At 73.4% G+C, this 14658-nt stretch carries 16 protein-coding genes; 8 read left to right on the top strand and 8 right to left on the bottom strand.

The annotated features are described in order from the left end of the window. Positions 1-7 precede the first annotated feature (7 nt). From ACGFI2_RS25490 to ACGFI2_RS25465, 6 genes are all read right to left on the bottom strand, one after another. On the bottom strand, positions 8-820 hold the full coding sequence (locus tag ACGFI2_RS25490) for an ABC transporter ATP-binding protein (protein WP_393521436.1): 813 nt from the start codon (positions 818-820) through the stop codon (positions 8-10). Continuing rightward, positions 813-1637: an ABC transporter permease gene (locus ACGFI2_RS25485; RefSeq protein WP_393521434.1), complete on the bottom strand. Its 825-nt coding sequence runs from the start codon at positions 1635-1637 to the stop codon at positions 813-815. The genes ACGFI2_RS25490 and ACGFI2_RS25485 overlap by 8 nt, the downstream gene beginning before the upstream one ends. Then, a complete protein-coding gene (locus ACGFI2_RS25480) occupies positions 1634-2434 on the bottom strand; it encodes an ABC transporter permease (RefSeq protein WP_393521432.1) in 801 nt (266 codons plus the stop codon). Before ACGFI2_RS25480 ends, ACGFI2_RS25485 begins: the two co-directional genes overlap by 4 nt. Before the next feature lie 5 nt (positions 2435-2439). Continuing rightward, positions 2440-3414 (bottom strand): ABC transporter substrate-binding protein, encoded by a 975-nt coding sequence (locus ACGFI2_RS25475; protein WP_393521430.1) that lies wholly within the window; start codon positions 3412-3414, stop codon positions 2440-2442. 178 nt (positions 3415-3592) lie between these two features. Beyond that, on the bottom strand, positions 3593-4765 hold the full coding sequence (locus tag ACGFI2_RS25470) for a 4-hydroxybenzoate 3-monooxygenase (protein ID WP_393521428.1): 1173 nt from the start codon (positions 4763-4765) through the stop codon (positions 3593-3595). A gap of 18 nt (positions 4766-4783) precedes the next feature. Further along, positions 4784-6244 (bottom strand): benzaldehyde dehydrogenase, encoded by a 1461-nt coding sequence (locus ACGFI2_RS25465; protein ID WP_393521426.1) that lies wholly within the window; start codon positions 6242-6244, stop codon positions 4784-4786. Positions 6245-6435: 191 nt separating this feature from the next. On the opposite strand from ACGFI2_RS25465, the gene ACGFI2_RS25460 reads away from it, so the two are divergent. The 8 genes from ACGFI2_RS25460 to ACGFI2_RS25425 are packed head-to-tail and all read left to right on the top strand — an operon-like array spanning position 6436 to position 12641. Further along, positions 6436-7251, top strand: a complete 816-nt coding sequence (locus ACGFI2_RS25460; RefSeq protein WP_393521424.1) for a CoA transferase subunit A — start codon at positions 6436-6438, stop codon at positions 7249-7251. A 26-nt stretch (positions 7252-7277) separates the two neighbouring features. After that, positions 7278-8018 (top strand): CoA-transferase subunit beta, encoded by a 741-nt coding sequence (locus ACGFI2_RS25455; protein WP_393521561.1) that lies wholly within the window; start codon positions 7278-7280, stop codon positions 8016-8018. 19 nt (positions 8019-8037) lie between these two features. Beyond that, positions 8038-8790 (top strand): protocatechuate 3,4-dioxygenase subunit beta, encoded by a 753-nt coding sequence (pcaH, locus tag ACGFI2_RS25450; RefSeq protein ID WP_393521422.1) that lies wholly within the window; start codon positions 8038-8040, stop codon positions 8788-8790. After that, on the top strand, positions 8783-9355 hold the full coding sequence (gene pcaG / locus ACGFI2_RS25445) for a protocatechuate 3,4-dioxygenase subunit alpha (protein ID WP_393521420.1): 573 nt from the start codon (positions 8783-8785) through the stop codon (positions 9353-9355). The genes pcaH and pcaG overlap by 8 nt, the downstream gene beginning before the upstream one ends. Then, entirely contained in the window at positions 9330-10670 is a 1341-nt protein-coding gene (pcaB, locus tag ACGFI2_RS25440; protein WP_393521418.1) for a 3-carboxy-cis,cis-muconate cycloisomerase, read from the top strand. Before pcaG ends, pcaB begins: the two co-directional genes overlap by 26 nt. Next, complete coding sequence (pcaD, locus tag ACGFI2_RS25435) at positions 10667-11446, top strand: 3-oxoadipate enol-lactonase (RefSeq protein ID WP_393521416.1); 780 nt, start codon at positions 10667-10669, stop codon at positions 11444-11446. Before pcaB ends, pcaD begins: the two co-directional genes overlap by 4 nt. After that, positions 11443-11823 (top strand): 4-carboxymuconolactone decarboxylase, encoded by a 381-nt coding sequence (gene pcaC, locus ACGFI2_RS25430; RefSeq protein ID WP_393521414.1) that lies wholly within the window; start codon positions 11443-11445, stop codon positions 11821-11823. Before pcaD ends, pcaC begins: the two co-directional genes overlap by 4 nt. Further along, positions 11820-12641: an IclR family transcriptional regulator C-terminal domain-containing protein gene (locus ACGFI2_RS25425; RefSeq protein WP_393521413.1), complete on the top strand. Its 822-nt coding sequence runs from the start codon at positions 11820-11822 to the stop codon at positions 12639-12641. The genes pcaC and ACGFI2_RS25425 overlap by 4 nt, the downstream gene beginning before the upstream one ends. Here ACGFI2_RS25425 and ACGFI2_RS25420 read toward each other — a convergent pair. Both ACGFI2_RS25420 and ACGFI2_RS25415 read right to left on the bottom strand, forming a co-directional pair. Next, positions 12631-13557 (bottom strand): glycosyl hydrolase family 32, encoded by a 927-nt coding sequence (locus tag ACGFI2_RS25420; protein ID WP_393521411.1) that lies wholly within the window; start codon positions 13555-13557, stop codon positions 12631-12633. The genes ACGFI2_RS25425 and ACGFI2_RS25420 overlap by 11 nt on opposite strands. Before the next feature lie 47 nt (positions 13558-13604). Then, positions 13605-14630, bottom strand: a complete 1026-nt coding sequence (locus ACGFI2_RS25415; protein WP_393521409.1) for a LacI family DNA-binding transcriptional regulator — start codon at positions 14628-14630, stop codon at positions 13605-13607. Positions 14631-14658 lie beyond the last annotated feature (28 nt).

Raw genomic sequence — 14658 nt, 5'->3', positions numbered from 1 at the left:
GCCCCGGTCATCGAGCGGATCGCGGGGCCACCGCCGGTCCGCGCCTGGCCCGCTGGATCTGGTCGTAGACGTGCGTCCGCAGTTCCGTGAAACGGGGCAGGGCGCGGGTCGTGATCTGATCGCGCTCCGGCGGCAGGTCGATCGTGAGGTCCTCCCGGACCCGGGTCGGCGACGTGGACAATACTAGAACCCGCTGGCCCAGATACACCGACTCGTCGATGTCGTGGGTGACGAAGAGGGTCGAGATCCGGCGGGTGGCGTGCAGCTCGCGGACCAGGTCCTCCAGGTCCGCGCGGGTCTGGGCGTCGACCGCGGCGAACGGCTCGTCCATGATCAGGACCTCCGGCTCGTACGCGATGGCCCGCGCGATCGCCACCCGCTGCTGCATCCCGCCGGAGAGCTGCCACGGGTGGCTACGCGCGGCGTGCGCGAGGCCGACCGCCTCGATCGCGTCGGCGACCAGCTTGTCCCGCTCGGCCCGGGAGAGCTTCTTGTGCCGCAGCGGAAGCTCGACGTTGCCGCGCACGGTCAGCCACGGGTAGAGGCTGCGACCGTACTCCTGGAAGACGACGGCCATCGCGGGACTCGGCCCGGTCACCGGCGTGCCGTCCATCTCGACCAGGCCGCTGGTGGGCCGCAGCAGGCCGGCGAGGCACTTCAGCAGCGTGGTCTTGCCGCACCCGGACGGCCCGACGATGCAGACCAGCTCACCGGCGTCCATGGTGAAGCTGATGTCCCCGATCGCCTCCACGTCCCCGGTGGTGGCCGGGTAGACCTTCCGCAGGTGCTCCACCCGCAGCAGGTTGCTCCGATCAGGCACGGTTGGCCTCCCTGACTCCGTGGTACCAGCGCAGGACGCGCCGTTCGACGAGACCGAAAGCGACGGCGAGGAGGACGCCGACGAGACCGAGCAGGAGGATGCCGCTCCACATCTCGGCGATGAGGTAGTTGCGCTGGAAGTAGGCGATCCGGTAGCCGAGCCCGGAGGACGAGGCGAACATCTCCGAGATGACCATGAGGATGAGCGCGACCGAGAGGGCCTGCCGGACGCCGGTCATGATGCGGGGGCCGGCGGCGGGCAGCACGAGGAACCGGAGTCGCTCCCACCAGGTGATCCGGAACGAGGTCGCGGTCTCGGTCATGACGCTGTCCGTCGCCCGGACCCCCTCGATCGTGTTCAGCAGGATCGGCCAGAGCGCGCCGGAGACGATCACCGCCACCTTCATCGTGTCGGTGATGCCGAGCAGGAGCATGACCACCGGGATCAGCACCGGCGGCGGGATGGCCCGGAAGAACTCCAGCAGCGGTTCGAGGAGGTCGCGCAGCCACTGGAGGAGGCCGATCACGGTGCCGGCGGCGACGCCGAGCACGATCGACCCGGCGACGCCGATGCCGAGGCGGTACAAACTCGGCAGCACGTCCTCGACGAAGGCGGGACCGACCCAGGTGTCGACGAAGGCCGCGGCGATCTCCGACGGGCCGGGAAAGAACCCGCTCGTCGCCCTGGTCGCCACCAGCCCCCAGACCACCAGGAGGAGCATCGGCAGCCCGAGCGTGTGGAGGAGACCCGCCGCGACGCGGGATCCGACACCCGGGCCGCGCGGCGCGGCGGCGATCCGGCCGGGGTACGCGGTCACCGCGCCTCCTCGCCCCGGACCGACTGGTGCCAGTACAGCGCCCGGCGTTCGACGAACCGGAAGACGAGGTTCACCGCGAGCCCGAGCAGACCGGTGACCACGACGAGGGCGTACAGGCCGGGGGCGTCCCCGGCGGACCGCGACAGCTCGATCATGCGACCGAGCCCGGGGTTGCCGATCACCATCTCCGCGGTGACGGCGAGGATGAGCGCGACCGCCGCCGCGAGCCGCAGGCCGGTCATGAGGTAGGGCAGGGTGGTCGGCAGGACGAGGTGGGTCAACTGCTCGCGCCGGGTCAGGCCGAAGCCGCGGGCGGTGTCGCGAGCGACCACGTCGACGTCGGCGACGCCGTAGATCACCTGCACGAACACCTGCCAGAACGACGCGTAGACGATGATGACGAGGGCGGCCCGCATCTGGATGCCGAACATCAGCACGGCGAGCGGGATGAGGGCGACCGACGGGATCGGTCGCAGGAACTCGACAGTCGTGTGCGTGGCGCGCCGCAGGAACGGCACCAGGCCGACGACCGTGCCGAGGACGACGGCGGCGACCGTCGCCACGGTCAGGCCGATCGCCCAGGACGTCATGGTGCTGCCCAGTCGGCGCCAGAAGGCGAGGTCGACGAGTTGTTCGGACAGCCGTGCCAGCACGTCGGTCACGTACGGCAGGTACTGCGGGTCGGTCAGGCCCAGGGCCGGGATCGACTGCCAGAGGGCGAGGAACCCGGCCAGGCCGGCGACGCCCAGCAACGCCTTGCGTGACGCGCGCCGGCCGCGGGCGGGAAGGACGACCATGTCGGCTACTGCTGTTGGACGAGGCGGTCGAGGTCGGGCCGCTGGTCGAGCACCTTGTACTTCTGCGCGAGATCGGCGAGCGTCCGCAGGCTCGACCGGTCGACCTCCCACCCGAACGCCGGCAGCCGCACCGACTCCGCGACCGGCGGGGGCAGCTCCAGGTTGTCCTTGATGGCCTGCCGGACGGCCGGCTCGTTGGCCGGGTCCTGGGCCCACTCCAGCGTCTTCTTCATCGCGGCCGAGAAGTCCGCGACCAGTTCGGCGTCCTTCTCGATGCGCTCCTTCGTGGCTATCGTGGTGAGGGTGGCCAGGCCGGGCACGACCGCCTGGTAGGGCTCGACGACGACGGTGTCGCCCCGGCTCCGCAGCTGCGTGACGAAGGGCTCCGGCACCCACGCGGCGTCGATGTTGCCGGCCTGGAGCTGGGCCGGTGCGTCCGGGAAGGCGACCTCGACGAACTTGACCTTGGACGGGTCGCCGCCGTCCTTCTCCACCGCCGCCATGATCGTCACGTCGCCGGCGGCGCCCAGGCTGTTGACCGCGACCCGCTTGCCGGCGAGGTCGGCCGGCCGCTTGACGCCGGACTTCGCCGAGGCCACCACCGCGTTGATGTCGTCGCCGTCGGCGTACGAGGAGGCGTAGTTGCCGATGATGACGACGCCCAGATTCCGCAGATCGGCCCGGAACGGGCCGAAGGGCTGGCCGATCGCGAAGTCGATGTCGCCGTTGGTCAGGGCGGGAATGGCCTGCGCGCCGCCCTGGGCGGGCAGCACCTCGACCTTCAGGCCGCGTTCGGCGAAGATGCCCGCCTTGATGCCGCCCCACAGCGCGGCGGTCTCGGTGATGGGCAGCGCCGCGACCCGGACCGGACGCAGTTCGCCCGAGTTCTGGTCGGACGGGGCGGACGCGTCGGAGTCGGTGCATCCGGTGAGGGCGATCACGGTGGCGGCGATCAGCCCGAGAGCCATGACCTTCTTCATTGACGGAACCCTTCCTGGGCGGGGGTGGTGGGTGCGTCGGAAGCCGGCGGATGCCTCGGATCTACAGGTGCACTACCGCTGGGTGGGGGCACGCCGCTGTGCTGGAAATGGTCAGTCACGTCGATATCGAAAGTCAAGAAATTCTGACGCCCGTCATGGATAAGTTAAACGATGGCGGTCAGACCTCGGGTCGGCCCACGTAGTTCTCGGCCAGGCTGGTGGCGTAGGCGCGGGAGGTGGCGACGTACCTCAACGTGGCGGTCTGCAGCTTCGTCTCGTACGGGTCGTCCCGCTCCAGCCGGTGCAGCATGGACGTCATCCACCAGGAGAAGTGCTGGGCCCGCCAGACCCGGCGCAGCGCCGTGGCCGAGTAGCTCTCCAGCAGGTCCGTGCGCCCCCGGTCGTACCAGGCGGCGAAGGCGTCCCCGAGCAACGCGACGTCGGCGAGGGCCAGGTTCATGCCCTTCGCCCCGGTCGGCGGCACGATGTGCACCGCGTCCCCGGCCAGGAACAGCCGCTCCCACCGCATCGGCTCGACCACGAAGCTGCGCATCGGGGTGACGGACTTCTCCAGGATCGGCCCCTCGTTGAGCGACCAGCCCGGCACCGTCTCCAGCCGGACCCGCAGCTCCGCCCAGATCCGTTCGTCCGGCCACGCGTTGACGTCCTCGTCCGGAGCGACCTGCAGGTACAGCCGGGAGATCTCGGGTGAGCGCATGCTGTGGAGCGCGAACCCCCGCTCGTGGTGGGCGTAGACCAGTTCCTCCACCGCCGGCGCGGCGGCGGCGAGCACGCCCAGCCAGGCGAAGGGGTAGGTCCGTTCGTACGTGGTCAGCACCCCGTCGGGCACGGCGCCGCGGCTGACCCCGTGGAACCCGTCGCAGCCGGCCACGAAGTCGCAGCGCAGCTCCTCGTCGCGTCCGTCCCGGCGAAGGTGGACGACCGGCGAGTCCGAGTCGAGACCGTCCAGGCGTACGACCTCGGCCTCGAAGAGGATCGAGCCACCGGCCGCGAGCCGGGCGGCGATCAGGTCCTTGACCACCTCCTGCTGCCCGTAGACGGTGATCGCCCGGCCGGTCAGCTCGGTCATCGGCACCCGGTGCGACTCGCCGGCGAAGCGCAGCTCGATGCCCTCGTGCCGCAGTCCCTCCCGCCGCAGCCGCTCGCCGAGGCCGGTGCGGTGGAGCAGGTCGACCGAGCCCTGTTCCAGGACTCCCGCCCGGACCCGGTGCTCGACGTGGTCGCGGCTGCGGCTCTCCAGCACCACGGACTCGATCCCGCGCAGGTGCAGCAGGTGCGACAGCATGAGTCCCGCCGGCCCGGCGCCGACGATGCCGACCTGGGTACGCATCTTTCGCTCCTCCGCGTCTCAGAACGGGTACCGCGCGATGGTGCCCCGCACGGTCACCCACTGGGTCTCGGTGAACGCCTCGACGTTCGCCGCCGGCCCGCCGAACCGGGACCCGGTGCCGGAGGCGCCGACCCCGCCGAACGGCGCGACCGCCTCGTCGTTGACGGTCTGGTCGTTGATGTGCACGTTCCCGCTGGGAATCCGGTCGGCCAGCGCCAGCGCCCCGGTCACGTCACGGCTGAGGATGCCCAACGACAGGCCGTACTCGGTCTGCGCGGCCAGCGCCACGGCCTCGTCCCGGTCGGCGAAGGTGATCACCGGCGCGACCGGGCCGAAGACCTCCTCGGCGTACGCCGGGGTGGCGGGGGTGACGTCGGCCAGCACGGTGGGCCGGTAGAACAACCCCTGGTAGGTGCCCCCGGCCGCCAGCCGGGCGCCCGCGTCGACGCTCGCCGTGACCAGTGAGTGGATCTTGTCGCGCTGGTGCTCGTCGATGATCGGGCCGAGCGCCACCTGCTCCTTGGCCGGGTCGCCGACCGGCAGCTGGTTCGCCCTCTCGGTCAACTGCTCGACGTACCGCTCGGCCAGGCTCTCGTGCACCAGGTGCCGGCCGGTGGTCATGCAGATCTGCCCCTGGTGCAGGAAGGACCCCCAGGCGCCGGCGGAGACCGCGAGGTCGAGGTCGGCGTCGTCGAGCACGATCAGGGCCGAGTTGCCGCCGAGTTCGAGGTGCGCCCGCTTGAGGTGGCGGGCGGCGGCCTCGCCGACCCGGCGGCCGGCCGCGGTCGAGCCGGTGAAGCTGATCACCCGTACGTTCGGGTCGGCGACCAGCGCCTCGCCGGCCTCGACCCCGCCCGGAAGCACGTGCAGCAGCCCGTCGGGCAGGCCGGCCTCCTGGAAGACCCGGGCGATCGAGACGCCGCCGCAGACCGCGGTACGGGTGTCCGGCTTGAGCACCACGGCGTTGCCCAGGGCCAGCGCCGGGGCGACGGAACGGGTGGCCAGGATGAGTGGGAAGTTGAACGGCGCGATGACGCCGACGACGCCGACGGGCAGCCGGCGGGCCAGACTGAGCCGTGGCTGCGCGCTCGGGATGATCTCGCCGAGCGGGTGCGAGGCCAGCGCCGCCGCCTCGTAGCACTCCTGCGCCGCGGTGTCGGTCTCGACACCGGCCTTGGGCGGAACGGACCCGGCCTCCCGCACGATCCAGTCGCCGATCTCGTCGGCGTGCCGCTCGAACAGTTGCCCGGCCCGCCGCAGCACCGCGGCCCGTTCGGGGTAGCCGGTGGCTGCCCAGGCGCGCTGGGCGGCGGCGGCGCGGGCGCAGGCGCGCGTGACGTCGTCGGCGTTCGCCACGCCGACCTCGCCGATCTCCTCCCCGGTGGCGGGGGACCGCACCGGGGCGGTGCCACCGGCCGACGCGATCCAGTCACCACTGTGGAGCGTTCCGTGCCAGATGGAGGGGTCGAGCAGGGTCATGGTGGTCCTCCTGGGAGCGTGGGGGGTCCGCTCGGAAGGGTCTCCGACTGTTCGCTGACCGAACGGCTGTTCTCTTCTTGAACCTGGCACGTGACCCGGCCCGCGTCAACGGCGTTGACGGATGTCGCTCTCCGCCGTTACGTTCGATGTCAGCACGGCAGTCCGCATCGCGAACACGGCGGGGGAGGCGCATGGCGAAGCTCGTCCCGCTCGCCGACGCGGTGGCGGACCTGGTCCGCGACGGCGACGTGGTGGCCCTGGAAGGTTTCACCCACCTCATTCCGTTCGCCGCCGGTCACGAGATCATCCGTCAGGGACGGCGGGATCTCACCCTGGTACGGATGACCCCCGACGTCGTCTACGACCAGCTCATCGGCGCCGGGTGCGCCCGCCGCCTGGTCTTCTCCTGGGGCGGCAACCCGGGTGTGGGCTCCCTGCACCGCTTCCGGGACGCCGTGCGGCACGGCTGGCCGCGTCCGCTCGAACTGGAGGAGCACAGTCACGCGGGCATGGCGAACCGCTACGTGGCCGGGGCGTCGGGGTTGCCGTTCGCCGTCCTGCGCGGCTACACCGGCACCGACCTGCCCCGGCACACGACCACCATCCGGTCCATCACCTGCCCCTTCACCGGGGAGACCCTCACCGCCGTTCCCGCCCTGCGTCCCGACGTGACCGTGGTGCACGCCCAGCGCGCCGACCGGGCCGGCAACGTGCAGATGTGGGGCATCACCGGGGTGCAGAAGGAGGCGGTGCTCGCCGCGCACCGGTCGCTGGTCACCGTCGAGGAGATCGTGGACGAGCTGTCGCCCGTCCCCGGCCAGGTCGTCCTGCCCGGATGGGCGGTCACCGCGGTGGCCGAGGTTCCCGGTGGCGCGCACCCCTCGTACGCCCAGGGCTACTCGACGCGGGACAACGACTTCTACCGGGCCTGGGACGCCGTCAGCCGGCGCCGTGACACCTTCCGTGCCTGGCTGGACCAGCACGTGCACCGGGTGGGCGCCCCGTGAGCGAGGCGGACTGGACCGCGGACGAGATGATGACCGTCGCCGCGGCCCGACAACTGCGCGACGGCGCCGCCTGTTTCGTCGGGATCGGGCTGCCCAGCACCGCGGCGAACCTCGCCCGGGCCACCCACGCCCCGAACCTGGTGCTCGTCTACGAGTCCGGCTGCCTCGGCGCGAAGCCGGACCGGCTTCCGCTGTCCATCGGGGACGGGGTGCTCGCCGACACGGCCGACGCGGTGGTGTCGGTGCCCGAGGTGTTCAACTACTGGCTCCAGCCCGGCCGGATCGACGTCGGCTTCCTCGGCGCCGCGCAGCTCGACCGGTACGGCAACATCAACACCACGGTCATCGGCGCCGACTACGACGCCCCCGAGGTCCGGCTGCCCGGCGCCGGCGGCGCCCCGGAGATCGCCGCCTCCTGCGGCGAGGTCGTGGTGATCGTCCGGCAGAACCCGCGGACGTTCGCCGCGCGGGTCGACTTCGTCACCTCGGTCGGGTACGGATCGGGCCCGGGCGACCGCGAGCGGCTCGGCCTGCGGGGCGGCGGTCCCCGCCTGGTGGTCACCGACCTCGGCGTGCTCGAACCCGATCCGGTCACCCGCGAGCTGACGCTCACCCGGTTGCATCCCGGCGTGACCCGGGAGCAGGCGCGGGCGGCCACCGGCTGGGACCTCGCCGTCGCCGAGCCGCTGATCACCTGCGAGCCGCCGACGGCGCGCGAACTCGCGGTGCTGCGGGCGCTGGAAGCGACCAGACACCGGGCGCCGTGAGCCCGACGGGAGAGGACACATGACCCAGCACACCGTCCACCAGTCCGGCGGCCGCCTGGTGCTGCCGCGCTACCGGCGCGACGACGTCGACGCCCATCCACCCCTGCTCAGTCCCGGCTACCGGTCGACCGTGGCGCGGGCGCCGAAGCACCCGCTGGCCTACCTGCCGCAGCGACTGACCGAGGTCACCGGGCCGCTGCTGGGGGAGGGGCGCCTCGGCGAGCTGGACCACGACCTGACCCGCCAGCACGACGGCGAGCCGCAGGGGCAGCGGATCATCGTGCACGGTCGCGTCCGCGACGGCGACGGCCGGGCGGTGCCCCACACTCTCGTCGAGATCTGGCAGGCCAACGCCGCCGGCCGGTACCGCCACGCGTCGGACACCTGGCCGGCGCCGCTCGACCCCCACTTCGACGGGGTCGGCCGGGCACTCACCGACGGCCAGGGACGGTACCGGTTCGTCACCGTGCAGCCCGGCGCCTACCCCTGGCGCAACCACGACAACGCCTGGCGGCCGGCGCACATCCACTTCTCGCTGTTCGGCCGCGCGTTCACCCAGCGGCTGGTGACCCAGATGTACTTCCCGGGCGACCCGCTCTTCTTCCAGGATCCGATCTTCAACGCGGTCCGCGACCCGGACGCCCGCCGGCGGATGGTCGCCCGGTACGACCACGCCACCACCGCACCGGAGTGGGCGCCGGCGTACGAGTTCGACATCGTGCTGCGCGGCCGGGAGAGCACCCCCTTCGAGGACGGGGACGACGATGAGTGAACGCCTCGGCGTGACGCCGTCGCAGACGGTCGGGCCGTACCTGCACATCGGTCTGCGCTGGCCCGACGGCCCGTACGTGGTGCCCGAGGGCACCCCGGGCGCGTTCTGGGTCCGCGGCCGGATCGTCGACGGCGCCGGAGCGCCGGTGGTCGACGCGATGGTGGAGAGCTGGCAGGCCGACCCGGACGGCCGGTTCGACCATCCGGACGACCCGCGCGGAGCCCGGCCGCCCGCGCTCCCGGGCTTCCGGGGCTTCGGGCGCGGCGAGACCGACGCCCAGGGCTGCTACCGGCTGCTGACCGTCAAGCCGGGTGCGCTGCCCGACCCGGACGGCGGCGTCGAGGCACCCCACCTGACCCTGTCGGTGCTGGGGCGGGGGCTGCTGCACCGTCTCGTCACCCGGCTCTACTTTCCCGACGAGCCGGCGGCGAACGCCGCCGATCCGGTGCTGCGCGGCGTCGACCCGGACCGCCGGGACACGCTGCTGGCGAGCGCCGCCCCGGACGGACTCCGCTTCGACATCCACCTGCAGGGTGACCGTGAGACCGTCTTCTTCGCCGTCTGACAGTCTGCTCGGCGGCCTCTCCGGCACCCCCGACGTCGACACGGAACTCAGCGACGCGTCCCTGCTCCAGGCGATGCTCGACGTGGAGGCCGCGCTCGTCCGGGCCGCGGCCGACGCCGGCGTCCTGCCCGAGGCGGCGGCCGACGCGATCGTCGTGCGGTGCCGCGCCGAGCGCTACGACCCGGCGGCGCTCGGCCGGGCCGCCGACGCCGCCGGCAACCCGGTCGTCCCGCTCGTGCGCCGGCTGACCGCCGCCGTGCCCGAGCACGCCCGGGCCTGGGTGCACGTCGGCGCGACCAGCCAGGACGTCCTGGACACCGCGCTGGGGCTGGTGGCCGTGCGGGCGCTCGGGCCGCTGCTGCGTCACCTCGACGCCGCCGTGGACGTCGCCGCCCGGCTGGCCGAGACCCACCGGGACACCGTGATGGTCGCCCGGACCCTCGGCCAGCAGGCGGCGCCCACCACGTTCGGGCTCAGGGCCGCCGGCTGGTTGACCGGTCTGGCCGAGGCCCGGGACCGACTGCGGCAGGCGGGCGCCGCCCAGCCGGCGCAGCTCGGTGGCGCGGTCGGCACCCTGGCCGCGTTCGGCCCGGCCGGCCCCGAGGTCGCCGAGCGGTTCGCGGCGCACCTGAGCCTGCCCGTCGGCCCGCTGCCCTGGCACACCCGCCGCCAGCCCCGGCTCGACCTGGCCGCGGCCCTCGGTGGGCTCCTCGCGGCCGCCGGCAAGGTGGCGCTCGACGTCGGACTGCTCGCCCAGACCGAGATCGGCGAGGTCACCGAGGGTGGCGACGGGCGCGGTGGCTCCTCGGCCATGCCGCACAAGCGCAACCCGGTGGACTCGGTCCTCGTCAGCGCCGCGGCGCGACGCGGTCCGGGTCTCGTCGCCACCCTGTTCGCCGCGGCGGTGCACGAGCACGAGCGGGCCGCCGGCGCCTGGCACGCCGAGTGGGAGCCCCTGCTCGACCTGCTGCACCTGGCCGGCGGCGCCGCCGGCCGCTGCGCCCGGATGCTCGCCGGGTTGCGGGTGCGTCCGGAGCGGATGCGGGCGAACCTCGACGCGACCGGCGGTCTCGTGCTCGCCGAGGCAGTCGCCGCGCGCCTGGCGCCCGCCGTCGGTCGCGACGTCGCGCACGACCTGGTCACCCGGGCCGCCGGCGAACCGTCGTTCCGCGCCGCCCTGCTCGCCGAACCCGGGATCCGCGCCCACCTGTCCGAGGCGGAGGTCGACGAGGCGCTCGACCCGTACCGCTGGCTCGGCTCGGCCGGCCGGTTCGTCGACCGTGCCCTGGCCGCCGCCCGGGGAGCCGACCAATGACCTCCCGGCTGCACACCAGCGTGGACGGCCCGGCCGGCGCGCCGGTGCTGCTGCTCGGCAGCTCGCTCGGCACCGCCGCCGAGATGTGGCAACCCCAGGTCCCGGCGCTCGCCGAACGGTTCCGGGTGATCCGGTACGACCACCTGGGCCACGGCCGCTCGGCGGTGCCGCCGGGGCCGTACTCGCTGGGTCTGCTGGGCCGGGAGCTGCTGCGCACGCTTGACGGTCTCGGCGTGCCGTGGGTCCACTACGCGGGGCTGTCGCTCGGCGGCATGGTCGGCATGTGGCTCGCCGCGCACGCGCCCCACCGGGTGCGGCGGCTGGCGTTGCTGTGCACGTCGGCGTCGCTCGGCCCGCCCGGGCAGTGGCGGGAGCGGGCGGCGACGGTACGGGCGGCCGGCCTGCCGGCGATCGCCGACGCGGTGGTGGCCCGCTGGTTCACCCCGGGCTTCGCGGCGGCCCGGCCGGACGTGGTCGCCGATTTCCGCGCCCTGCTGACCGCGACGCCCCCCGCCGGATACGCCGCCTGCTGCGAGGCGATCGCCGCCATGGACCTCCGCCCCGATCTCGGCCGGATCGGCGCGCCGACGCTGGTGATCGCGGGAGCGGACGACCCGGCCACCCCGGTCGAGCACGCCCGCCGCATCGTCGGGCGCATCCCGCGGGCCCGGCTGGCCGTGGTCGGCGCGGCGGCGCACCTGGCCAACGTCGAGCAACCCGAGCGGGTGTGCCGACTCCTGCTGGACCACTTCGACGAGGAACCGGGTGACCGATGAACGACCGCGAGCGGCACGAGGCGGGCATGACGGTACGCCGGCAGGTGCTCGGTGATCCGCACGTCGACCGCGCGATCGCCGGCACGGACGAGTTCACCGCCGACTTCCAGGACCTCATCACCCGCTACGCGTGGGGGGAGGTGTGGAGCCGGCCGGGCCTCGACCGGCGTACCCGTAGTTGCGTCACCCTCGCCGTGCTCGCCACCCTGCACCACGACGAGGAGTTGGCGATGCACGTCCGGGCCGCGCTGCGCAACGGACTGAGCGCGGAGGAGGTGGCGGAGGTCCTGCTCCACGTCGGCGTCTACGCTGGCGTACCGGCGGCGAACCGGGCGTTCAGGGTGGCCGGGGAGACCTTGCGGCGGGAGGCCGGGTGAGCGTGCGCGACGAGGCGGCGAGGTCGCCGGAGTTCGTCCAGTCGATGGAGCGCGGACTCGCGGTGATCCGGGCGTTCGACGCCGACCACCCGCAGCTCACGCTCAGTGAGGTGGCCAGGAGGACCGGGTTGACCCGGGCCGCGGCGCGCCGGTTCCTGCTCACCCTGGTCGAGCTGGGCTACATGCACACCGACGGCCGGCTCTTCTCGCTGCGGGCGCGGATCCTCGAACTCGGCTACGCGTACCTGTCGAGCCTGAGCCTGCCCGAGGTCGCGCGCCGGCACATGGAGGCGCTTGTCGCGCAGGTGCGCGAGTCCTGCTCGATGTCCGTGCTCGACGGCGACGAGGTGGTCTACGTCGCCCGCGTCCCGACCAAGCGGATCATGACCGTGGGGATCAGCGTCGGGACCCGCTTCCCCGCGTACGCCACGTCGATGGGCCGGGTGCTGCTCGCCGCGCAACCGGCGGACTGGTTGGGCGACTACCTCGCCACCGCCGAACTGCGTCCGTTGACCCGGCGCACCGTCACCGACCCGGTGAAGCTGCGCACCGTTCTGACCAGGGTCGCCGCCCAGGGCTACGCGATCGTGGACCAGGAGTTGGAGGAGGGGCTGCGGTCCCTGGCCGCGCCGGTCCACGGCGAGAACGGGTCGGTGGTGGCGGCGGTGAACGTCTCCGCGCACGCCACCCGAGGGTCGTTCGAGGTGATCCGGCGGGATCTGCTCCCACCGCTGCTGGCCGCCGCGAGGCGGATCGAGGAGGACCTGCGGGCCGGTCCGAGCCGGACGTGGGCGGCGGCGGGGGCCGTCACCGGGTGACCAGACCGTGGGCGGGGTCGTAGCGGACCGGGATCGGGTCGGCGAGTTCACCGACGAACTCGCCGTCGACGTGGTCGACGAAACCGATCAGGGACCAGCCGCCGGCGTCCGGGACCAGCCGCGGCGCGTACAGGTGCGGCAGCGCCACCGGCCGGGCCGCCGCCACGTCCCAGGGACCCCGGACCGTCGGTGCGTCCACCACCCAGAGCTGGTGCGTCGATCCTCGACCGGCCGCGACCGCGTTGGTGCAGAAGAGCAGCAGCGGCTGCCCGTCCACCACGGCGACCTGCGGCACCTCCAGGTGGCCGAAGCCGGCCGGCGCGGACAGCGGCGGCCGGACCGTCCAGTCGAGCAGGTCCGGTGAGGTGGCGTGGCCGAGGACGCCCCGCTCGTCGGCGGCTCCCTGGTTGGCGCGGGCGGTGACGAGCATGTGCCAGCCGTCGCCGTCGGGGTCGGGGAAGACCCAGGGATCGCGCCAGGCCTGCTCGTACCACATCTCCCGGTCGAGCACCTCGTACCAGGCGGGGTCCGCCTCCACGACCGGACCGTCGCCGTGCCGCCGCCAGGTGACCAGGTCGTCGGAGACGGCCGACCCGATCCGCTGGACCAGCCCGTCCTCGGCCCGGCCGACGCCGGTGTAGAACAGGTGCCACCGCCGGTCCGGGCCGCGGACCACGCAACCGGTCCAGGTGGCCAGGTCGTCCCAGCCGGGCGCGTCCGCGGGCACGAGCGCGTCGGCGACCAGCCGCCAGGAGCGCAGGTCGGTGGAGACGGCGTGGCCGATCGAGGCGCGCCGGTGGCGGCGGTGCGGATCGAGCAGGGCGCGGGAGGCACGCAGGAAGAACACGTGCCACGAACCGTCGTCGTCCTGGGCGTACCAGCTGTCCCACACCCAGTGGTCGGGCAGACGTAGCATGGCGGGAAAGCTATCAGTGAATCGGTTTAGCGGCTACCGCCCGATCGTCAGCCGGCAGGCGCGGCGACGGAGCGGCGGCGGCGCAACGGCATCGGCACGTACGCCGGCTCGTGACCGTCGCCGTCCAACAGCCACTCCACCGCGCGGCGTCCCATCTGCTCGTGCGGCAGCGCGGCGGTGGACAGCTTCGGGCGCAGCCAGGTGGCGATCGGATCGTCGTCGAAGGAGATCACCGAGAGGTCGTCCGGGATGTTCAGGCCGGCCTCGCCGAGCGCCTGGTAGGCGCCGAAGGCGAGCCGGTCGTTCATGCAGATGACGGCGCTCGGCCGGACCGGCCGGCGGAGGAGCGCGCGGGTCGCGGCGTAGCCGTGTTCCGGCTGCCACTCGGGGCAGAAGCCCTCGGTCAGCAGCGAGACGCCGGCGGCGGCCAGCGCGCCCCGGATGCCGCGCAGCCGGGCGGCGGCGGCCAGCGAGATCTCCGGGTCGCGCTCCTTGTCCCGGTTGCGGCCGATCAGGGCGATCCGGTCCCGGTGGCCGGCCGCGAGCAGGGTCTCGGCGACCGTGGCGCCGGCCCGTTCGTCGTCCGGCAGCACGCACGGCAGTTGCTCCCCGCCGGTGGCGTTGAGCAGCACCACCCGGCCGCCGAGGATCGCCGGCGGGACCGTCAGCCGGCGGGTCGCCATGGCCGCGTAGATCACGCCGTCGACCTGGCGGTCGAGGATCGCCTCGATCGCGTACCGCTCGAAGGCCGCGTCGCCCTGGGTCTCGGTGATGAGCAGGACGTGGTCGCGCTCGCGGGCCGCGTCCAGCGCGCCCCGGATCAGGCCGCCGGCGAAGCGGGTGGTGGCGACGATGTCGGAGACGAACGCGATGGTGGCGGTCTTGCGGGTACGCAGGCTGCGGGCGGCCACGTTGGGCCGGTAACCCAGTTCCTCGGCCGCGGCGAAGACCCGTTGGTGCGCCTCGGCGGAGAGCCGGGTGCCCTCCCGGCCGTTGAGCACCATCGACGCGGCGGTCTTGGACAGTCCGGCGCGCTCGGCGACGTCCGCCAGGGTGGCGCGGTTGTGGCCCATCAGTCCTCCGATCCCGGCGATCCGTCCG

The organism is Micromonospora sp. NPDC049282, from assembly GCF_043197045.1.
Classification (GTDB): Bacteria; Actinomycetota; Actinomycetes; order Mycobacteriales; family Micromonosporaceae; genus Micromonospora.
This window is presented reverse-complemented; position numbering and strand designations above follow the sequence as displayed.